We start from the raw sequence: 18,838 nt of genomic DNA, 5'->3' as shown, positions 1-18,838 counted from the left end.
AGGTTACCCACGCCCCCGCCGGGCGACGCAGGCCGATTAGGGTGGAGGCCATGAGTGAGCAGCGCAGCAAGGCAGACAACACGTCCTGGCAGGGCTTTTCCACCAAGGCGGTCCACGCCGGTTACGAGCCGGATCCGCTGACCGGCGCAGTGAATGTGCCGATCTACGCCAGCTCCACCTTCGCTCAGGACGGCGTCGGCGGCATGCGCAGCGGTTTCGAGTACGCGCGCACCGGCAACCCGACGCGTCGGCCGCTGGAAGCCAATCTCGCGGCGATCGAGTCCGGCACCTACGGGCGGGCGTTCTCCTCGGGCATGGCGGCGACGGACTGCCTGTTGCGTTCGGCGCTGCGTCCCGGTGACCACCTCGTCATCCCCAACGACGCCTACGGCGGCACGTACCGGTTGATCGACAAGGTCTTCACGCAGTGGGGTATCGAATACTCGGTGGCTGCAGTGTCGGATGTCGACGAGGTGCGGGCGGCGATGCGTCCGAACACCAAGCTCGTCTGGGTCGAGACGCCCACCAACCCGTTGCTCAACGTCGGTGACATCGAGGCGCTCTCGGGTGTGGCCCACGAGGGTGGAGCCAAGCTTGTCGTCGACAACACGTTCGCGTCGCCGTACCTGCAGCAGCCCCTGAGCCTCGGTGCCGACGTGGTGCTGCACTCGACCACCAAGTACATCGGCGGACACTCCGATGTGGTCGGCGGCGCGTTGGTGACCGACAGCGAAGAACTCGATACGGCGTTCGCGTTCCTGCAGAACGGCGCAGGCGGCGTTCCCGGCCCGTTCGACGCGTTCCTGACCTTGCGCGGCATCAAGACCCTCGCGCTGCGGATGGAACGGCACAGCGACAACGCCGAGAAGATCGTCGAATTCCTCGACGGGCACCCGGCCATCTCGCAGGTCATCTACCCCGGACTCGAATCGCACCCGTCGCATGCGGTCGCCGCGAAGCAGATGCGACGCTTCGGCGGCATGGTCTCGGTGCGCCTGGCCGGCGGCAAGCAGGCGGCACTCGATTTCTGCGCGAAGACCGAAATCTTCACTCTCGCCGAGTCTTTGGGTGGCGTCGAATCGTTGATCGAGCACCCCGGTGCGATGACGCATGCGTCGACGGCGGGTTCGTTGCTCGAAGTGCCCGACGACCTGGTGCGGCTGTCGGTCGGTATCGAGGACGGTGCCGATCTGGTCGGTGACGTCGAGCAAGCTCTGGCATGATCGTCGCACTGATCGACTCGGGCCTGGGAATGGTTCCGACGGCTGCGCGGCTGCGCAGTCTGCGTCCCGAGCTCGATCTGGTGCTGATGATGGACCCCGACAACGCACCGTGGGGCCCCAAGCCCGACCGATGGGTCATCGACCGGGTGGTCGGTACCGCACAGCATGCCGTCGAGCTCGGTGCCGAGGTGGTGGTACTGCCGTGCAATACCGCGAGCGTGACGGCGCTGAGTCACGTTCGGGCTGCACTGGGTGACGCGGTTCCGGTGGTGGGTACCGTGCCGGCGATCAAACCCGCTGCGGCGGTGAGTGATCGGATTGCGATCTGGGCGACGGCAGCGACGACGGCAAGTGCTTATCAAGCGCGCTTGATCGAGGAGTTCGCGTCGCATCGGACGGTGACGAGCGTGGCGTGCCACGGTCTGGCGGACTCGATCGATCGTGGCGACGAACGTGGAATCAGTGCAGCCATCGCCGCTGCAGTGGCGTCCACTCCCGACGACGTCGAGGCGATCGTGATGGGCTGCACGCATTACCCGTTGGTGCGGAGCGAGATCGTTGCTCAGCTGCCCACCGAGGTGACGATGTTCGACAGCGCCGAGGCCGTGGCCAACCAGACGATCCGACGGGTCGACGAGGTCGAGTCCGGTAGTTCCGGCACCGGACGCGTATCGGTGTGGCTCAGTGGGGTCGAGGGTGAATTGCCTACGAGTGCCCAGCGGTATCGCGAGGGACAGGTCCTGCTCGACGTGGCCGGAGCACGCCGACTCTGAGTCCTCGGGAATGCACCAACTTCCTAGGCGTTGTCTTTCACTTAGGTAACGGTCGCGGCAGTGGAGGGACAACATATGGTCGACGTCGAAGTGCGGGGTAGTGCCGGGAAGGCTGCGGCGAGGATGCCGCATCGGTACGCCTTCTGGGTTGTCGGCGTTGCCTTCATCGTTCTGATGGCGTCATCGGCGGCACCGTCCCCGCTGTATCCGGTCTATCAGCAGGCCTGGGGCTTCAGCGCGATCACGCTCACGGTCATCTTCGCCGTCTATGCCGTCGCGTTGTTGTCGACACTGCTCACCGTCGGTAGCCTCTCGGACCACATCGGGCGCAAGCCGATTCTGATCGCATCTCTTCTGCTTCTCGTCGTCAGTCTGATCCTCTTCATGGTGGCCGACAGCGTCCCGATGCTCATCGCAGCTCGCATCGTGCAGGGAATCGCGGCAGGGGCGGCGACGGGTGCGATGAGCGCGGCCGTCATCGACCTGCAGCCGAACGTATCCACCGGGCCGCTGCTCAACAGCATCGCGCCCTCCCTCGGACTGGCAGGCGGCGCGCTCGGTGCCGGATTGCTGGTCCAATTGGCACCTGCCCCCGACGTCCTCGTGTTCGCGCTGTTGATCGTCGCGGCGCTCGTCCTTGCGGTGGCACTGCTGTTCGTGCCGGAGACGTCGGCGTTGCGCGGCTTCGATTCCCGACGCCACCTCGCGTCGACGCTGCTGCCGCGGGCGTCGATCCCCAAGTCGGTGCGGGCACCGTTCTTCCTCATCGCTCCGGCTCTGTTCGCCACCTGGTCGCTCGGCGGCTTTCACCTCTCGCTCGGACCGTCGATCATCGGCGGCGTCTTCGGCATCGACAACCACATCGTCGGCGGTCTGGAGATCTTCGCGCTGTTCGCCTCGGGTGCGGTGGCAGCTGCCGTGGTGCGCAACGGGTTTCCCCGCACCGTGATGATGGTCGGGGCGACGGTGTTGGCGGCCGGTGTCGCAACCACTCTGGTGTCGGTACAGATCGGGTCGATCGCGGCGTATTTCGTCGGGGCCGTCATCGCCGGATCGGGCTGGGGAGCAACGTTCCTCGGTGCGATGCGCACCCTCGGCGCTTTGGTCCCCGCAGCGGAACGGGGCGGGGTGTTCGCCACGACCTTCGTCATCAGCTACCTCGCGTTCAGCGTGCCCGCAGTGATCGCCGGACTGGCTGTGCACCGGTTGGGTCTGAGCACGACAGTGGAGGTGTACGGGGCATTCGTCATCGCACTCGCGCTCATCTCGGTTCTCGGATTCTCGGTGGCGCAGCGTCGAGATCGCTAGTGCAGCAATCTCGGTCGAGTGACCCCTACCGAGGATGAGCGAGTACCCCTGCCCGATCGGGTAGTTCGAAGCGTCGTTGGCAGAGTTCGCCCGGCTGGGTGTTCCCATCGCGGTGCCGGGCAGTGGAGTGTGGTCATCAGTGAGACGCCGATCACAGAGGAAGGCGTCTTCGACTCACACTCACCGAGGAGACACCGATGGTTATCGAGCTCAATCAGATCTGGGAATTTCCCATCAAGGAGTTTCATCCGCTGCCGCGCGCCAAGCTGGGAGTCGGTGCCCACGACATGATCGGTGTCGAGGCCAAGGAACTCGGGTTCAAGCGCTCATTGCTCGTCACCACCGGACTGCGCGGTTCCGGAATCATCGAGGAACTGATCGGCAAGATCGAGTACCAGGGCGTCGAGGTGGTCCTGTACGACAAGGTGGAGTCCAACCCCAAGGACTACAACGTCATGGACGGTGCCGCCCTCTACCAGAAGGAGAAGTGCGACAGCGTCATCTCGGTCGGTGGTGGCTCGAGCCACGACGCAGCCAAGGGCATTCGCGTCGTCGTCGCACACGACGGCCGCAACATCAACGAGTTCGAGGGATTCTCCAAGTCCACGAACAAGCAGAACCCGCCGCACATCGCTGTATCGACCACTGCCGGAACAGGTTCGGAGACGTCCTGGGCATACGTCATCACCGACACCTCGGATATGGAGAAGCCGCACAAGTGGCTCGCCTTCGACGAGGCGTCGACACCGACTCTGGCACTGGACGACCCGCTGCTCTACTACACCTGCCCCCAGCAGTGGACCGCGTTCTGTGGCTTCGACGTCCTTGCCCACGGTGCCGAGCCCTACGTCTCGCGTCTGGACTTCGCACCGTCGCTGGGTAACGCGATCTACTCGATCGGCCTGGTGTCCAAGCACCTCCGCGAGGCCGTGTACGACCCGGGCAACCTGAAGGCCCGCGAGGGGATGATGAACGCCCAGTACATTGCCACGCAGGCGTTCAACTCCGGCGGCCTCGGTGTCATCCACTCCATCTCGCATGCGATCAGCGCGTTCTACGACAGCGCTCACGGTCTCAACAACGCCATCGCTCTGCCACGCGTGTGGGAGTACAACCTGCCCTCGCGCTACGAGCGCTACGCGGAAATCGCTGTGGCCATGGGCGTCGACACCAAGAACATGACCACCGTTCAGGCCGCCGACGCTGCCGTCGAAGCCGCAATCCGCCTCGCCAAGGACGTCGGCATTCCCGACAACTTCGGATCGATTCGCTCGGCGACATACGACAAGAACCGGATGAACACCGGCAAGTACGCCGGCAAGGGCGACGTGATCAAGGGCGACGAGAAGTCGGTTCTGAAGATCTCCGAGCACATCCAGGAAGACTGGTGCACCCCGGGCAACCCCCGTGAGGTCACCGTCGAATCGATGATCCCCGTCGTCTCGCACGCGATCAACGAGTCGTACTAACCGCCACCCATGTGAGCGGAACTTCGTAGCAGGGTACGAAGTTCCGTTCACGTGCGGCGAAGCCGCCTTCCGAAGGGAAACACATGACCTCGCTGTCGACAGTGCGTAGCGACGACACCGGCACCGTTCGATTCACCGACGCGGCCGATCTGCAGCGCGCGCTCGGGGAGCAGAACTACATCGCCGACGACGACCTCGCCACCGTGGTGCATCTGGCGACAGCGCTCGATCGCCCGCTGCTGCTCGAAGGCCCCGCGGGCGTCGGCAAGACCGAGCTGGCCAAATCCCTTGCTGCAGCGAGCGGTCGGAAGCTCGTGAGGTTGCAGTGCTACGAAGGTCTCGACGACAACCGAGCCCTGTACGAGTGGGACTACGCCAAACAGCTGCTGCACGTGCAAATGCTGCGCGAACACATCGGTGCGCTCACCCAGCACGTCACCGACATCGACGACGCCTCGAAGATGCTGGCGGCCAAAGACTTCGGCCTGTACTCCGAACCGTTCCTGTCGGTACGGCCCCTGCTGGAGTCGGTGCTGTCCGAGGAGCCGGTCGTTCTACTCGTCGACGAGGTCGATCGCACCGAGGAATCCATGGAGGCACTGCTGCTCGAAGTGCTCGCCGAGAAGCAGGTGACCATTCCCGAGGTCGGTACGTTCACAGCACGCAGCGATCCGTGGGTGATATTGACCTCCAACGACACTCGTGAGCTGTCGTCGGCCCTCAAGCGGCGCTGCCTGCATTTCCATCTCGATTACCCGACCGCGGCGCGGGAACGAGAGATCGTCACCGCTCGCGCTTCCGAGGTGACCACACAGATCGCGGCCGACATCGTCCAGCTGGCACATGAATTGCGCGAACTACCGCTACGCAAGAGCCCGTCGATCTCGGAAGTGATCGACGCGGCTCGTATCGCGTCGGTCCTCGGCCACACCGACGAGACGCGCAAGTACCTTCTCGCTGCGCTGGTCAAGTACTCGTCGGACATGAAGATCGCGCTGGCCGGACCGGTAGCAGAAGAGCCCTCTGCACCGACATCGCTCGGCGCGGTCGTCAACACGACCGCGACGGCCTTTCGTGGGCACGGCGGACGCGACAAGGGTGGCATCGGAATACGACGATGACTGTGCACCGGACGTTCTCGGCATCGGTGGTGCTGGATGTGTTGGCGGCGGTCTTCGGTCGAATTCTGCGTCGCTACGGCGTTGCCGCGTCGCCGGCCGAGGTCATCGAGGTACGACGCGTCCTCGGTCTTCTCGGGGCCCGTGACCTGGCGGTTCTGCGCGCGGCGTTGCGCGCGACGTGTGCGAAGTACGACCATGAACAGCGTGGCTTCGATCTCGCGTTCGAGTCGATGTTTCGGGACGCGGCAGAAAGCATCGTGGACGAGCATCGTTCGTCGGTCGGCGCGCAAGTGGCCGGCGGACTTCCCACGGACCTGGACGTGGGAGCGGACCAGGAGGCGGCGAAATACGCCGAGTACAACGAGCGTGCCGTCGAGATCGGGGATCTGCTCGACACGCCCGAGGCCGACAAGGGATTCAACCCGCACAAGGACGACGACGACATCAGTCTGTCGTCCGAGGATCATGATCTGTCCATCGATACCGACGGTGACATGGGCCGACGAGGCGTCACCTACACCGTGGACCTCGAGCGTTCCGGGTCGACGGCGGCCGGGGAGTTGGCGTCGAGTACCAGTGGAGCGGTTGCAGGACAGCTGAACTGGGAAGACCCGGCCGGAATCCTGGCGTGGTTCGACGCCTACGATCCGCGCAGCGTCTACGGTGACGGCAATGATTCCGGCGAGCTGAGTGCCGCAATGCTGGACCGGATCACCGATGCCGTCGAGGCGTTCGTGGCGGCGCTGGGGGATGTGACCGGGACGATGTCGTCGCCGGTGCCGGTCGACGGCGCGGCGCAGGCGCTCGGCCGGCATGCCGAGATCGAGCGTGCGAGCCACGAAGTGCTCAGACACATGCGGGGAACTCCTCGCCCGCGGCCGCGCGAGCATTCACGGGGTCCGCTCGACATGCGACGCACCGTCCGTTCCAGTCTGCGTACCGACGGAATTCCCTTCCGTCTGGTGACGAAAACACCTGTACCCGACAAGGTCCGACTGCTCGTACTTGCTGATGTTTCGCTCTCGGTGCGGCCGATCACCGCATTCACGCTCAGACTCGCGCAGGCCATGCATTCTCGCGCGCACCGGTGCACGGTGATGGGGTTCGTGGACGCGCCGGTGGATGTGACGACCACCTTGCGCGGTAGCACCGGCGACGGCGCACTGGCTGCCGTACTAGCGGACGCCCGCCTGGACCTCGAAGCCAGCAGTGACTACGGCAAGACCTTCGCAGGTCTCCTGGACTCGCACGGGGACGTGCTGAACAAGCGCACTGCCGTGATCATCGTGGGAGACGGTCGGTGCAACGGACGGCCGCCCGGACTCGACGCGTTGGCGAAGATTCGGTCCAAGGTGCACCGCATCGCATGGATCACCCCCGAGGCCCGCCGTTACTGGGCGCAAGCAGCGTGCTCGATGGAGGACTACGAGCAGATCTGCGACCGGGTGGTGGTCGCGCGGGACGGAGACCAGTTGACGGCGCAGGCGGCCGAACTGGGGCACGCGCTGTCCTGACCTGATCGCACCGGTACCTACCCGGTCGGGTAGGTACGAACCTGGCCCGGCGCTGGTGGGATCGCACCCGTCACGCTCGTAAGGTTGTAACCTGAATCACAGGTCCGGATGGTGTGGACCGAAGACAGCGAGGGTGTGAACGGTGGACCAGGCAGCTACGGCGAACGTCGGCAAGGCGCTGCACGACCTCGATGCGCAGCGCAGCAGAGCCGAGACACCACGAGTCCTCAAGTTCCACGCGCCCGAGATCGTGTTCGGTCCGGATTCGCTGGGCGAGGTCGCGCACGCGACGCGCCGCCTCGGCGGGGTACGGCCGATGCTCGTCACGGACCAGGGTTTGATCGACAGTGGCTGGGCAGGGCAGCTGGTCGATCTACTGGTTGCGCAGGGACTCGAGCCCCAGGTCTGGAGTGCGTTGACACCCAATCCCAAAGATGTCGAGATCGAGGCCGGGCACGGCTGCTACGCAGACTTCGGCTGTGACGTGTTGGTGGCCATCGGCGGCGGGTCGGTCATGGATGCGGCCAAGGGGATTGCCATCCTTGCGGGCAACGGCGGCCGAATCCTGGACTACGAGGGGGTCGATCAGGCCACTCGGCCGATTCCGCCGCTGGTGATGGTGCCGACGACATCCGGCACTGGAGCCGACGTCTCGCAGTTCTGCATCGTCACCGATACCGCACGCTCGACGAAGATCACCATCCTCGGCCGGGCGCTGGTTCCGGACATCACCGTGATCGATCCGATGTTGCTCACCACGATGCCCGAATGGCTCAACGCGGCAACCGGTTTGGATGCGCTGACGCACGGAATCGAGGCATTCGTCTCGCTGGGTCACAACCAACTCACCGACCACCATGCTCTCCGAGCCATAACCATGGTGATGTCACAGTTGGCTCGCACGATCGACGAGCCCACCGACATGGTTGCGCGCGGATCGATGGCCCAGGCAAGTCTGGAAGCGGGCCTGGCCTTCACCAACGCCATCCTCGGTGCCACACATGCCATGAGCCATCAGGTGGGGGGACTGCTCGACCTCCCACACGGCGTGATCAACGGGGTACTGCTACCGCACGTCATTCGCTTCAACGCCGCAGAGGATCCGTTGCCGTACGTGGCCATTGCGACGAGTCTGGGGCTGGCCGAAGGCCGCGCACGGCCGGAGGAGGCAGCGATGGCCGTGGCCGATCGGGTGGACCGCCTCGCTCGTCAGGTAGGTGTTCCCGCTGGCCTGGCCGAGATCGGCGTCAGCGAGTCCGATCTCGATGTGTTGGCCACCAACGCCTTACGCGATGCCTGCATGTCCACCAATCCTCGCTCCGCGACGCATCGCGAGATGGTCGATCTGTTCAGGAGTGCGCTGTGACGTCCGGACCCGACCTCTCGTTGCTGACGGGACTGCGTTCGGGCAAGAACACGTTCTACCCCCAATACCGCGGCGCAGCCGAACGTTTGGAACGTGTTGTCTACGCACTGGAACTCATCTCACGAGCGCTGGTGCGCACGGTCGACGGTCCGGAAACACTGGTGTGCGCTGTGGCCGAGGCCGCGCGCGCTCATCTGAGTGCACGCTGGGTCGTCTTCGCTCTTGCCGATGGTGCCTTGCCGGACGCAGGGCCTCGTCGGCTGGTACTCGGTCCCGACGCGACGCCGTTTCTGGTGGACAACGTCGAGGGGCCACCGCTGCCGGACGATGTCGTCGACTGTCTCGAGTCGATCCGGACGTCCACCTGCGGCGACGGACTTACTCCGGTCATCTCTGCTCATCATGCCTTCGTACCCATCGCGTTCGACGGCGGTGTCGTCGGTGCGTTCGCGGCGTGGACCGGAGAACAACGAGTGCTGGACGCCACCGACGCCGCGGTGTTGAGCATTCTTGCGAGCCAAACTGCGGTGGCTCTACAGAATTCGGCACTTTTTCAAAGTCGGCGGCAACTGCTCGAGCGTACCGAGAGTGCCTATGCCGAGGCGAACCGGACAGCGGCCGATCTTGCGGCCCGCAATGCCGAACTGTTGCTGACACAAAGACAACTGGGTGCCGCGCATCGCCATCAGGTGCTCGACGACGAACGTCATCGCATCGCTCGTGAACTGCACGACAGCGTGACTCAGGCCGTGTTGTCCGCGGGTATGCAGATCGAAGTGTGTCGCAGCGAGATCTCGGCCGAAGAACGTAGTGACAGGTTGGATCTGGCCAAGGACTTGACGCGTCGGGCGGTGGACCAGCTGCGGTCGGCGATCTACGCCCTCAATCACCCACAGGACGCCGACCGTACGTCGCTTCCCGAAATGCTCGAACAGCTTTCCGTGGTCCACATGCCCGACGAGTTACAGGTGTCGCTGCGTGTGGAGGGAACTCCAGTGGAGTTGAGCAGCGAGTGCGAGCATGCTTTGCTTCGCATCGCCGGCGAAGCGCTGTTCAACACAGCGGTGCACGCGCATGCCTCGCGAGCAATTCTGCGTCTGACCTATTCGCCCGATCAGATGCAGCTGTCGATTGCCGACGACGGTGACGGCGATCCCGCCCACCTGCGCATGATGCTGCACTTGGCCGAATCCACAGACGTCGACGGCCGTCACCGCGGACTGGCGAACATGGCGGCCCGCGCCCGCGAACACGGCGGGGTCCTCGAGATCCGCCGAGCCCGAACCGGTGGAGTGCGGGTGGCGGTGCGCATTCCACTCCGAGAACGATCCGAGAAGGGCGAAACACAGTGAGTGTTCCGACGGTTCACACAGGCGCAGGGCAGTTGGCGGCACCCACGGTCCGCATCGTGCTGGTCGACGACCACGCAATTCTTCGCGACGGGCTGCGTTCGGTACTCGAACGCGAGTCGGATCTGACGATCGTGGGGGAGGCGTCCACCCGGGAGGAGGGTTTGGCCGTCGTCGCGCGGGTCGAGCCCGACATCGTGTTGATGGATCTCAAGCTCTCGGCCAGCTCGGACTACGAGGGCTTGGCTCTGTGCGCACAGTTGGCCAAGGCGCACAGCGGAATCGGGCTGCTCGTATTGACGACGTTCCTCGACGACCGGCTTGTGGTGGAGGCCGTGCACGCAGGTGCCCGAGGATATGTGGTCAAGGACGTCGACACCACAGAGTTGGTTCGTGCGATCCGCGCCGTCTCGCGCGGGGAGAGTGCCTTCGATTCACGCAGCGCCTCGGCTGTCGTTCGATCACTCAACGGCACACCGAGCAGTATCGAGCGGCTCACCGAGCGCGAACTCGAAGTGCTCCGCCTACTGGCAACGGGTCTGTCCAACAACATGATCGGAACCCAACTGTTCATCTCGGCCACGACAGTGAAATTCCACGTCAGCAACATCATGCGCAAACTCGCGGTGTCGAGACGAGCCGAGGCGGTGTATGCCGCGAGCAAACAGGGGTTGATCTGAGCGACGCGCGTACGGCACCGAGCGCAAAGTAGTCGGCGCTCAGCGTCCTGTCGGATGGGTCTGCGAGGTGCAGGCTTCGGATAACACACACCAGTGATGTCCACGCCGAGGAGCCACCCATGACGACCGTTCAGGAAGACACGCGCCCACACGACGCTCCCGAAGACCGCCCGACGGAGCTCACCGTTCTCGGTGCCTGCGGCCAGGATTGTCCCGATTCGTGCTCGATGGTGGTCACCGTCGCGGACGGTGTGGCCACGAGCGTGAGCGGAAGCAAGACCAACCCGTACACCAACGGTGGGCTGTGCGTGAAGGTGGACAACTACCTGGACAAGGTCTACAGCCCCGAGCGAGTTCTTTACCCGCTCAAGCGATCCGGACCCAAAGGCTCGGGAATGTTCGAGCGGATCTCGTGGGACGAGGCCGTGGCCACCATTGCCGAGAAATTCACCTCCATTGCCGACGAGTTCGGTCCCGAGGCAATCATGCCGTGCAACTACCTCGGCACTCAGGGGATCACGCAAGGCCTGAACGTGGGGGATGCGTTCTTCAACCGGCTGGGGGCGACCGTTGCCGAGCGTACGTATTGCGACGCGGGCTCCTGCACTGCCTACGCGATGACGGTCGGCGACACGGCGGGTGTCGATCCCGAAAGCTTCGTCCACTCCAGGTTCATTCTGATCTGGGCGTCGAACATCATGAGCACCAATCTGCACCTCTGGCCGTACGTCGCCGAGGCCAAGAAGCGCGGTGCCAAGGTGGTGGTGATCGATCCGGTCAAGACCAGAACCGCGAAAGCTGCCAGCTGGTACATCCCCATCCGTCCCGGCACCGACGGCGCGCTCGCCCTGGCGATGATGCACGTGATCATCGACGAGGGTCTGACCGACGCCGACTACATCGAGCGTCACACGATCGGCTTCGACGAGTTGGCCGAACGGGTGAAGCAGTACACCCCGCAGTGGGCATCGGAGGAGACGGGCATTCCCGTCGACGACATCTACACCCTGGCACGAGAATACGCGCAGAGCCAGCCGGCTGTGATTCGCATCGGTGTCGCGATCGAGCGAAGCGCGGGAGGCGGGCAGAGCGTCCGAGCGATTTCCTGCCTGCCGTCGTTGGTGGGTGCCTGGCGCAAGCCCGGCGGCGGAATCCTGCAGCTACCCCTGTGGGCTTTCCCGGTGAACTGGCCCGAGTTCCTGCAGACGGATCTGCAGACTCCAGGCACGCGCGTGATCAATCTGTATCAACTCGGCGAAGCGCTGACCGGCGGGCTGAATCTGGACACGCCCCTCAAAGGTCTGATGGTCTACAACTCGAATCCGGTGGTGGTGTGCCCGGATCAGAAGCGAATGATCGACGGCCTCAGCCGCGAGGATCTGTTCACCGTCGTCAGCGACCATTTCATCACCGACACAGCCGATTACGCGGACATCATTCTGCCGGCCACCACTCAGCTCGAACAGGACGACATCAACTTCTCGTGGGGCCACCTGTTCGTCACCTACAACAATCGTTCGATCGAGCCCCTCGGAGAAGCCGTTCCCAACACCGAGCTGTTCCGGCGACTGGCCGCGGCGATGGGATTCACCGAGCCGGTGTTCTCCCGAACCGACGAGGAACTCATCGCCCTCTCCTACGACTGGAATGCCCCGGCGATGGAGGGCATCACGATCGAGTCGCTCAAGCGGCTGGGCTGGCAGCGACTCAACCTTCCCGGGCCCGACGAGTACGCGCCGCACGCGGACGGCAGCTTCAGGACGCCGTCCGGGAAGACCGAGTTCCTGTCCTCGGCCGCGGCGGGTGGCAACTTCGTGCTGCCCCTCTTTCGGCAGGGGTCCAACGATCACCAGCCGGGGCAACCCGTCGATCCGCTACCGCACTACATCGCACCCCGCGAGTCGCTGCGAACCAATCCCGAACTGGCGCAGAAGTATCCGCTCAACCTGCTCACCCCCAAATCGCACGCGTACCTGAACTCGAGTTTCGGAAATCTCGACATGCATCGCAAGGTGCAGAAGGAGCCGACGCTGCTGATCAACCCTGCCGACGGCGAGCGTCGGGGAATCGCCTCGGGCGATGTGGTGAGGGTCTTCAACGATCGCGGCGAATTCACCGTCGTTGCCAAATTGGACAAGTCGGTCATGGAGGGCGTCACGGTCTGTGCGATGGGCGCGTGGCGCAAGAACATGCTGTCGCTGTCGACTCCGGCGTCGCTCAACCCGACCGTGTTCGCAGACCTCGGAAACGCCCCGACGTTCTCCGACACACTCGTTCAGGTCGCAGCGCTCGAGGTCTGACAACTACTGTTACTTCTACGAATACGAGGATTTCGACATGGCCTACGTCGTTACCGAAGCGTGCATCGACCTGCTGGACAAGGCGTGCACCGAAGAATGTCCCGTCGACTGCATCTACGAGGGCGCTCGGATGATGTACATCAATCCCGACGAGTGCGTCGACTGTGGAAAATGCATGCCCGCCTGCCCCAACGACGCCATCTTCTGGGAACACAAGATTCCGGACGAGCAAAAGCGATTCGTCGATATCGCAGTCGAATTCTGCGAGGACGCCGACGCGTCGGGCGGGGCCGAGGACCTCGGCCCGGTCGGCCACGACCATCCGACCATCGAGGAAGTGGCGAAGAAGTGAGTGACTCAACGGTTTCCGAGTGCGACCTGATCATCGTCGGCGCTGGTCCGGCAGGTCTCTACGGTGCCTACTATGCAGGCTTTCGAGGGATGACGGTCACCGTCATCGATGCCCTACCGCACCCCGGTGGCCAGTTGGCTGCGTTGTATCCGGAGAAGAAGATCTTCGACGTGGCCGGCTTCCCGGCGATCAAAGCGCAGCATTTGGTCGACGCGTTGGTAGAGCAAGCCGAGCAGGCGAAACCGACGTATCTCATGGGACACGTCGCGACAGAGCTCGAAGAATCCGACGACGGCGTTCGGATCACGACGGACAAGGGTGCCACCGTTGTCGGGAAGGCCGTACTGGTGGCAGCGGGGATCGGGAAATTCACGCCGAGACCGCTACCGACGGGATCGGAATTTCATGATCGTGGGCTCCGTTACTTCGTGCCGAGGCTGAACGATCTGGCCGACGAACATGTGATGATCGTCGGGGGCGGTGATTCGGCGGTGGACTGGGCGCTGAGTTTGGAGCCGATCGCGAAGTCGGTGGTATTGGTACACCGCCGCAACGAGTTTCGGGCTCATGCTCACAGCTTGGGACTGTTGGAGCGGTCGAGTGTCGATGTCCTGACTCCGTACGAAGTCGAGGAGATCGCGGGATCGGGCACCGTCGAATCGGTGACGATCGTCGACGGTGCCGGAACCGAACGCCGTCGACTGGCAGTATCGAGTGTTGTTGCTGCATTGGGGTTCAAAGCAGCGCTCGGTCCGATCGGGACATGGGGGCTGGACAAACACCAGCGCGATATCGCCGTCGACCGAACGATGCGAACCAACCGGCGACGGGTGTTCGCCGTCGGTGATGTTGCCGGACATCAGGACAAGGTCAAGCTGATCGCGGTCGGGTTCGCCGAGGCGGCGACCGCGGTCAATCACATAGCACCGCTGGTGGACGGTTCGGCACCGATCGTGCCGGGCCATTCGAGCGACTCGATCCACTGAGCCGAGTCGCTCGTCGGGTCAGTACCGCTGTTCTCGGTCGGTCGGTCGCGTCGAACGCGTCACCGCACGTGGGTCGTCGGACCGGGCGCAGACACTGGCTCGGTACTGCCGCGGACTCATCCCGTATTGCTCCCGAAAAGCGCGGCTGAACACGGCGAGGTCCGCGAAGCCCCATTGCCGACTGATCTGCCCGAGAGATCGGTCGAGGGTGATGCTGCCGATGATCTCGCGGCGACAGCGCTCGAGTCGTTTGGTTCGGATGGTGCGGGCCACCGTCGTGCCGCTCGAGGCGAACACTCGATGCAACTGACGGGTCGACACCAGCATCGCCGACGCGACCGACGTGGGTGAGAGCTCGGTGTCTGCGAGGTGGTCGTCGATGTATCGCTGCGCTGCTCGCACCAGTGCCACGCCGGGTGAGCCGATGGTCGGATTCGTCGTGGTGTTGCGGGCGATCACACTGACGAGGTCGCCGACCTCGTCGGCTATGGCCTGCGCTCCGGTGATGTCCAGCGACGACCGTGTCGAACTCAGGTCGTGGAGGAACCGGCCGAGGAGCCCGCTGAATCCGGCAGATCCGTCGAACGCCATCGCCGTCATGTCGCTGGACTCGCGCGCATCGAGCCGAAGCATGTGACGGGGCCAGGTGAAGACTTCCAGTTCCCACTGATCGTCGTCGGGATGGCCGTCGATGATCCAATCGAACGGGCGCGAGGTGTCGTAGATGGCGAAGTCGCCGCGTGAGAGCACACATTCGCGCCCGTCCTGCACCACGATCGCGCGGCCTCGACGGATCATCCCGATCTGAACGTATTCGATCCGGTCCTTCTCGATGAGCGAGTCGGTGCGTGCGATGCGTTGTGTCGTGGACCGAACACTCGAAACCTGAAGGTGGGCAAGAGACATCGAGCGAACTGCGCCGGTGAACCGGCTGTCGGCAACGTCTGCGACATCGAGTGCCACGAAATGCTCGTTCAACATGTCGCACCAGTCGCCTCGGCTGGTCGTCCGAGTCGGGATGGAAAATCCGGAACGAGACAGCATGGGGACCCCTTGTCGTAGACGCTCACGGCGATGCAGGAGCTTTCTTCGAGATTAACCCGCAATGTTTCCGGTTGATGCGCTGTTCGTAACAATGCCGGAAAGTGCGATCACATCTGCATGCGGCAGTCTCTGCAGGTCAACTAACGGTCGCTGGCGGTCAAGTGACGTGCACATGTCTCGACCATCCTGAGGTAGGACGAACGAAAGGGGTGCGCCGTGGGCGAAGTCGACACTGTCCTACACAGCGACGAGAAAACGAACGGCAGCGAATCCCGTGCGGCTGACGTGCGTGTCGCCGTGACCTCCGACGAGCTGTCGGTCGAGGCCGCGATCGAGTGGGCAACACTGCCGCGGTGCGGAGCCCTGGTCACCTTCACCGGGGTGGTTCGCGAGTACTCGAAGGACATCGCGGGTCTGCGTGCAGACGGGGTCGTGGCGATCGACTACCAGTCCTACGAGTCGGCCGCTCGTGGGCGGCTACTGGAGATTGCGGAGGTAGCCCAACGGCGTTGGCCCGGAATCGGACGCATCGCCCTGCTGCATCGGATCGGATCCGTCGCAGTCGGTGAGGCCAGCGTCCTGGTCTGCGTGTCCTCGGGCCATCGCGTGGACGCATTCCTGGCGGCCCAGTTCTGCATCGACGTTCTCAAGGCGTGCGTTCCGGTGTGGAAGCTCGAACAGCGCGCCGCTGCCCAGTCTTGGGTGGAGTCAGGTGTGCAGATCGAGACTGTCGAACAGGCAGCCTCGCAGTGGTCGCCGCTCACGTGCGGTGTCGCTTCGTGAGTGACGTCGGGCCCGGCACGAGAGACGTTCGAGGGCGACCACTTCGGGATCTACGTATTTCCGTCACCGACCGGTGCAACTTCCGCTGCGTCTACTGCATGCCCCGGGCCGAATTCGGTCCGGACCACGAATTCTTGAACAAAGGGAAATTGCTGTCGTTCGACGAGATCGAGAGAGTCGCCCGCGCCGCCGCCGCCATCGGTATTCGTAAAGTGCGCCTGACCGGTGGCGAACCTCTGCTGCGCGCCGGAATCGTCACGCTCGTCGAACGATTGAGTGCCATCGACGGTATCGATCTGGCGATGACCACCAACGGTTCTCTGCTCGGTGCCCACGCAGCAGCCTTGGTCGACGCGGGTTTGGGGCGCGTGACCATCAGCCTCGATTCGACGGATCCGGCAACGTTCGCTCGGATGAGTGACACCCGGGTACCCGTGCAGACCGTGCTCGACGGAATCGACACGGCGGTGCGGGCCGGAATGTCGCCGGTGAAGGTCAATGTCGTGGTGCGTCGCGGAGTCAACGAAGGTTCCATTCTGGCTCTGGCCGAGCGGTTCAGAGGCACCCGCGTCGTGGTGCGCTTCATCGAGTACATGGACGTGGGGGCAACGAATCGGTGGGAGTTGTCCGAGGTTGTCGACGTCGACTCGATAGTGGAGACGATCGGACAGGTCTATCCGCTGGCACCGGTCGATGCGGAGTACGACGGCGAAGTGGCGACTCGGTACCGGTATCTCGACGGTGGCGGCGAGATCGGTGTGATCGGGTCCGTCTCGGAACCGTTCTGCGGATCCTGCACTCGTGCACGGTTGTCCGCGGATGGAAAGGTGTACACCTGTCTGTTCTCCTCCACCGGCACCGACCTACGTGCGTTGCTGCGCTCGGAGGCGTCGCAGGACGACCTCGTCGAACGCCTGTCCACGCTGTGGCTGCAACGCGATGATCGCTATTCGGAACTCCGAGCGGGAACGAACGACGGGCCGGTGCGAGATCGCATCGAAATGTCCTACATCGGTGGATGATCGGAGACTGGTGATCGTATGGCCGAATTGGTGATGTTCGCTGCGGCACGTCAGATAGCAGGTGAGGCGTCGCGGGAGATTCCCGGATCGTCGGTTCGAGAGGTGCTCGACTCCGCCGTCGGAAGATACGGCGCATCCTTTGCGGATGTGCTGGCCGTGTCCAGGATCTGGATCAACGGGCAGTCTCTCGCGCGGGCAGAGGATTCTCCGTGCTGCGATACCGATGAAATCGCGGTCCTACCCCCGATCTCCGGCGGATGATGTCGACGACGGTCGACATCGTTCCTGCCCCTCTCCGAACGGTGGACCAACATCGTTGTGCGATAGGGAAACTGGGAATAGCTGCGAAGGCACGTTCCGTGCCGATCGGCGACGCGGTGGGTGCGGTGCTGGCCGAGGATGTCGTTGCCGACCGCGCACTGCCGGCATTCGACAATTCGGCGGTCGACGGATTCGCCGTTCGTGCTGCCGATGTCGTCGGTCCGGAACGTCTGCCCGTCCGGTTGCTCGTCTCCGCGTGCAGTGTCGCAGGGAGACAACCGGCACCGCTACACGTTCGTTCGGGCGAGTCGGTACAGGTCATGACCGGTGCCGTAGTCCCGCTGGGAGCAGACATGGTCGTTCCGGTCGAAGTGACCAGCGGGTTCGTCGAGGCGTTCGGAGTAGAGGAGGTGACGATTCACTCGGTCGACTCCAAGAGCAACGTCCGCAGTCGTGCGTCGGACTTCGAGGTCGGCGACCTTGCCGTCAGGGCCGGCACGGTGGTGACTCCCGCGCAGGTCGGTGTGTTGGCTGCCCTCGGCCGCACTCGTGTGCTGGTCGAGTCGGCCCCGGTCGTGGCGGTGCTCTCGACAGGATCCGAGATTCGAGCTGTCGGGACAGAACTCGAGCGGGGCGAATGCCACGACGTCAACTCGGCGATGCTCGTCGCCGATCTGCTTCGGTGTGGTGCCGACGTTCACCTCGAACCGGCCGTTGCCGACGACGTGAACGCGTGTCGGGCGGCACTGGCCCGATGCGCCGAGGTTGCCGACGTCATCGTCACCACCGGCGGGATCAGTGCGGGTACCGAAGAGGTGATTCGGCTCGCACTGCGGGGCCAGGAGGTCGAATTCGTCTCGGTAGCAGTGAAACCGGGCAAACCTCAGGCGTGCGGGAAAGTCGACGGAACGCCGATCGTGTGTCTGCCCGGAAACCCGGTCAGTGCGTTGGTCTCGTACGAATTGTTCGTCCGGCCGGTGATCGTGGCGGCATTGCGAAACCCACAGGCGGACAGAACGATGAGAACGGTCAGGGTGGATGGGGAGACGGTTCCCGCCTCGCCGATACCTCGGGTGATGTTGGGCGTCGTCGACGGTGAAAGCACCGCGATCATTCGATCGCACTCGGTCGGTGCGCTCGCCCATGCCAACTGTGTGATCGTGGTCCCGCCCTCCGACGGCGGCCTCGGCCCTCCGGGCGAGTATCCCGCATGGATGCTGGACTCGGTCGCGTCGACGCGGCGAGGTACCTGCATCTGAAGGCGCGGGGAACCTCTCCGCGACTCTC

Annotated in this window: 17 protein-coding genes; 16 read left to right on the top strand and 1 reads right to left on the bottom strand. The window is 64.0% G+C overall.

The window, feature by feature from the left end; all coding sequences use genetic code 11:
- The first annotated feature begins 50 nt into the window (after window positions 1-50).
- The 12 genes from CH275_RS22905 to CH275_RS22850 all read left to right on the top strand — a co-directional run bounded on the left by CH275_RS22905 (window position 51) and on the right by CH275_RS22850 (window position 14,441).
- On the top strand, window positions 51-1,223 hold the full coding sequence (locus CH275_RS22905; protein ID WP_032376589.1) for a cystathionine gamma-synthase: 1,173 nt from the start codon (window positions 51-53) through the stop codon (window positions 1,221-1,223).
- On the top strand, window positions 1,220-1,996 hold the full coding sequence (locus CH275_RS22900; protein WP_094680514.1) for a glutamate racemase: 777 nt from the start codon (window positions 1,220-1,222) through the stop codon (window positions 1,994-1,996). The genes CH275_RS22905 and CH275_RS22900 overlap by 4 nt, the downstream gene beginning before the upstream one ends.
- 75 nt (window positions 1,997-2,071) lie before the next feature.
- Complete coding sequence (locus tag CH275_RS22895) at window positions 2,072-3,304, top strand: MFS transporter (protein ID WP_094680513.1); 1,233 nt, start codon at window positions 2,072-2,074, stop codon at window positions 3,302-3,304.
- 197 nt (window positions 3,305-3,501) lie between these two features.
- The gene (gene mdo, locus CH275_RS22890; RefSeq protein ID WP_032376592.1) at window positions 3,502-4,773 is read left to right on the top strand and encodes an NDMA-dependent methanol dehydrogenase; all 1,272 of its coding nucleotides are present in this window, start codon (window positions 3,502-3,504) and stop codon (window positions 4,771-4,773) included.
- Window positions 4,774-4,856: 83 nt separating this feature from the next.
- Window positions 4,857-5,894: a MadB family AAA-type ATPase gene (locus CH275_RS22885; RefSeq protein WP_094680512.1), complete on the top strand. Its 1,038-nt coding sequence runs from the start codon at window positions 4,857-4,859 to the stop codon at window positions 5,892-5,894.
- Entirely contained in the window at window positions 5,891-7,408 is a 1,518-nt protein-coding gene (gene madC, locus CH275_RS22880) for a MadC family VWA domain-containing protein (protein ID WP_094680511.1), read from the top strand. Before CH275_RS22885 ends, madC begins: the two co-directional genes overlap by 4 nt.
- 178 nt (window positions 7,409-7,586) lie before the next feature.
- Window positions 7,587-8,774, top strand: coding sequence for an iron-containing alcohol dehydrogenase (locus tag CH275_RS22875; RefSeq protein WP_256991186.1), 1,188 nt, complete (start codon window positions 7,587-7,589; stop codon window positions 8,772-8,774).
- Entirely contained in the window at window positions 8,771-10,126 is a 1,356-nt protein-coding gene (locus CH275_RS22870; RefSeq protein ID WP_094680509.1) for a MadS family sensor histidine kinase, read from the top strand. Before CH275_RS22875 ends, CH275_RS22870 begins: the two co-directional genes overlap by 4 nt.
- Window positions 10,123-10,803: a MadR family response regulator transcription factor gene (locus tag CH275_RS22865; protein WP_306436965.1), complete on the top strand. Its 681-nt coding sequence runs from the start codon at window positions 10,123-10,125 to the stop codon at window positions 10,801-10,803. The genes CH275_RS22870 and CH275_RS22865 overlap by 4 nt, the downstream gene beginning before the upstream one ends.
- Window positions 10,804-10,922: 119 nt before the next feature.
- Window positions 10,923-13,103: a molybdopterin-containing oxidoreductase family protein gene (locus tag CH275_RS22860; RefSeq protein ID WP_094680508.1), complete on the top strand. Its 2,181-nt coding sequence runs from the start codon at window positions 10,923-10,925 to the stop codon at window positions 13,101-13,103.
- Window positions 13,104-13,140: 37 nt separating this feature from the next.
- Entirely contained in the window at window positions 13,141-13,455 is a 315-nt protein-coding gene (fdxA, locus tag CH275_RS22855; protein ID WP_094680507.1) for a ferredoxin, read from the top strand.
- A complete protein-coding gene (locus CH275_RS22850) occupies window positions 13,452-14,441 on the top strand; it encodes an NAD(P)/FAD-dependent oxidoreductase (RefSeq protein ID WP_094680506.1) in 990 nt (329 codons plus the stop codon). Before fdxA ends, CH275_RS22850 begins: the two co-directional genes overlap by 4 nt.
- Before the next feature lie 18 nt (window positions 14,442-14,459).
- Here the strand turns inward: CH275_RS22850 and CH275_RS22845 are convergent, their stop codons facing one another.
- Window positions 14,460-15,485: a helix-turn-helix domain-containing protein gene (locus CH275_RS22845; RefSeq protein WP_094680505.1), complete on the bottom strand. Its 1,026-nt coding sequence runs from the start codon at window positions 15,483-15,485 to the stop codon at window positions 14,460-14,462.
- Between the two features lie 216 nt (window positions 15,486-15,701).
- On the opposite strand from CH275_RS22845, the gene CH275_RS22840 reads away from it, so the two are divergent.
- The 4 genes from CH275_RS22840 to CH275_RS22825 are packed head-to-tail and all read left to right on the top strand — an operon-like array spanning window position 15,702 to window position 18,810.
- Complete coding sequence (locus CH275_RS22840) at window positions 15,702-16,268, top strand: molybdenum cofactor biosynthesis protein MoaE (protein WP_094680504.1); 567 nt, start codon at window positions 15,702-15,704, stop codon at window positions 16,266-16,268.
- The gene (moaA, locus tag CH275_RS22835; protein ID WP_306436964.1) at window positions 16,151-17,290 is read left to right on the top strand and encodes a GTP 3',8-cyclase MoaA; all 1,140 of its coding nucleotides are present in this window, start codon (window positions 16,151-16,153) and stop codon (window positions 17,288-17,290) included. Before CH275_RS22840 ends, moaA begins: the two co-directional genes overlap by 118 nt.
- A gap of 18 nt (window positions 17,291-17,308) precedes the next feature.
- Window positions 17,309-17,551, top strand: a complete 243-nt coding sequence (locus tag CH275_RS22830) for a MoaD/ThiS family protein (RefSeq protein ID WP_094616439.1) — start codon at window positions 17,309-17,311, stop codon at window positions 17,549-17,551.
- Window positions 17,548-18,810, top strand: coding sequence for a molybdopterin molybdotransferase MoeA (locus CH275_RS22825; protein ID WP_094680502.1), 1,263 nt, complete (start codon window positions 17,548-17,550; stop codon window positions 18,808-18,810). The genes CH275_RS22830 and CH275_RS22825 overlap by 4 nt, the downstream gene beginning before the upstream one ends.
- Window positions 18,811-18,838 lie beyond the last annotated feature (28 nt).

It is taken from the genome of Rhodococcus sp. 06-235-1A (genome assembly GCF_002258785.1).
In the GTDB taxonomy this organism is placed as follows: domain Bacteria; phylum Actinomycetota; class Actinomycetes; order Mycobacteriales; family Mycobacteriaceae; genus Rhodococcoides.
The sequence above is the reverse complement of the archived record's forward strand: the minus strand, read 5'-3'. Positions and strand labels throughout refer to the sequence as shown.

What these genes read in the sequence shown, in the direction of transcription:
- CH275_RS22845 (WP_094680505.1), bottom strand. Translation starts at nt 15,485, where the DNA reads ATGCTGTCTCGTTCCGGATTTTCCATCCCGACTCGGACGACCAGCCGA.
- CH275_RS22895 (WP_094680513.1), top strand. Translation starts at nt 2,072, where the DNA reads ATGGTCGACGTCGAAGTGCGGGGTAGTGCCGGGAAGGCTGCGGCGAGG.
- CH275_RS22830 (WP_094616439.1), top strand. Translation starts at nt 17,309, where the DNA reads ATGGCCGAATTGGTGATGTTCGCTGCGGCACGTCAGATAGCAGGTGAG.
- CH275_RS22900 (WP_094680514.1), top strand. Translation starts at nt 1,220, where the DNA reads ATGATCGTCGCACTGATCGACTCGGGCCTGGGAATGGTTCCGACGGCT.
- CH275_RS22860 (WP_094680508.1), top strand. Translation starts at nt 10,923, where the DNA reads ATGACGACCGTTCAGGAAGACACGCGCCCACACGACGCTCCCGAAGAC.
- CH275_RS22885 (WP_094680512.1), top strand. Translation starts at nt 4,857, where the DNA reads ATGACCTCGCTGTCGACAGTGCGTAGCGACGACACCGGCACCGTTCGA.
- fdxA (WP_094680507.1), top strand. Translation starts at nt 13,141, where the DNA reads ATGGCCTACGTCGTTACCGAAGCGTGCATCGACCTGCTGGACAAGGCG.
- mdo (WP_032376592.1), top strand. Translation starts at nt 3,502, where the DNA reads ATGGTTATCGAGCTCAATCAGATCTGGGAATTTCCCATCAAGGAGTTT.
- CH275_RS22905 (WP_032376589.1), top strand. Translation starts at nt 51, where the DNA reads ATGAGTGAGCAGCGCAGCAAGGCAGACAACACGTCCTGGCAGGGCTTT.
- CH275_RS22825 (WP_094680502.1), top strand. Translation starts at nt 17,548, where the DNA reads ATGATGTCGACGACGGTCGACATCGTTCCTGCCCCTCTCCGAACGGTG.
- madC (WP_094680511.1), top strand. Translation starts at nt 5,891, where the DNA reads ATGACTGTGCACCGGACGTTCTCGGCATCGGTGGTGCTGGATGTGTTG.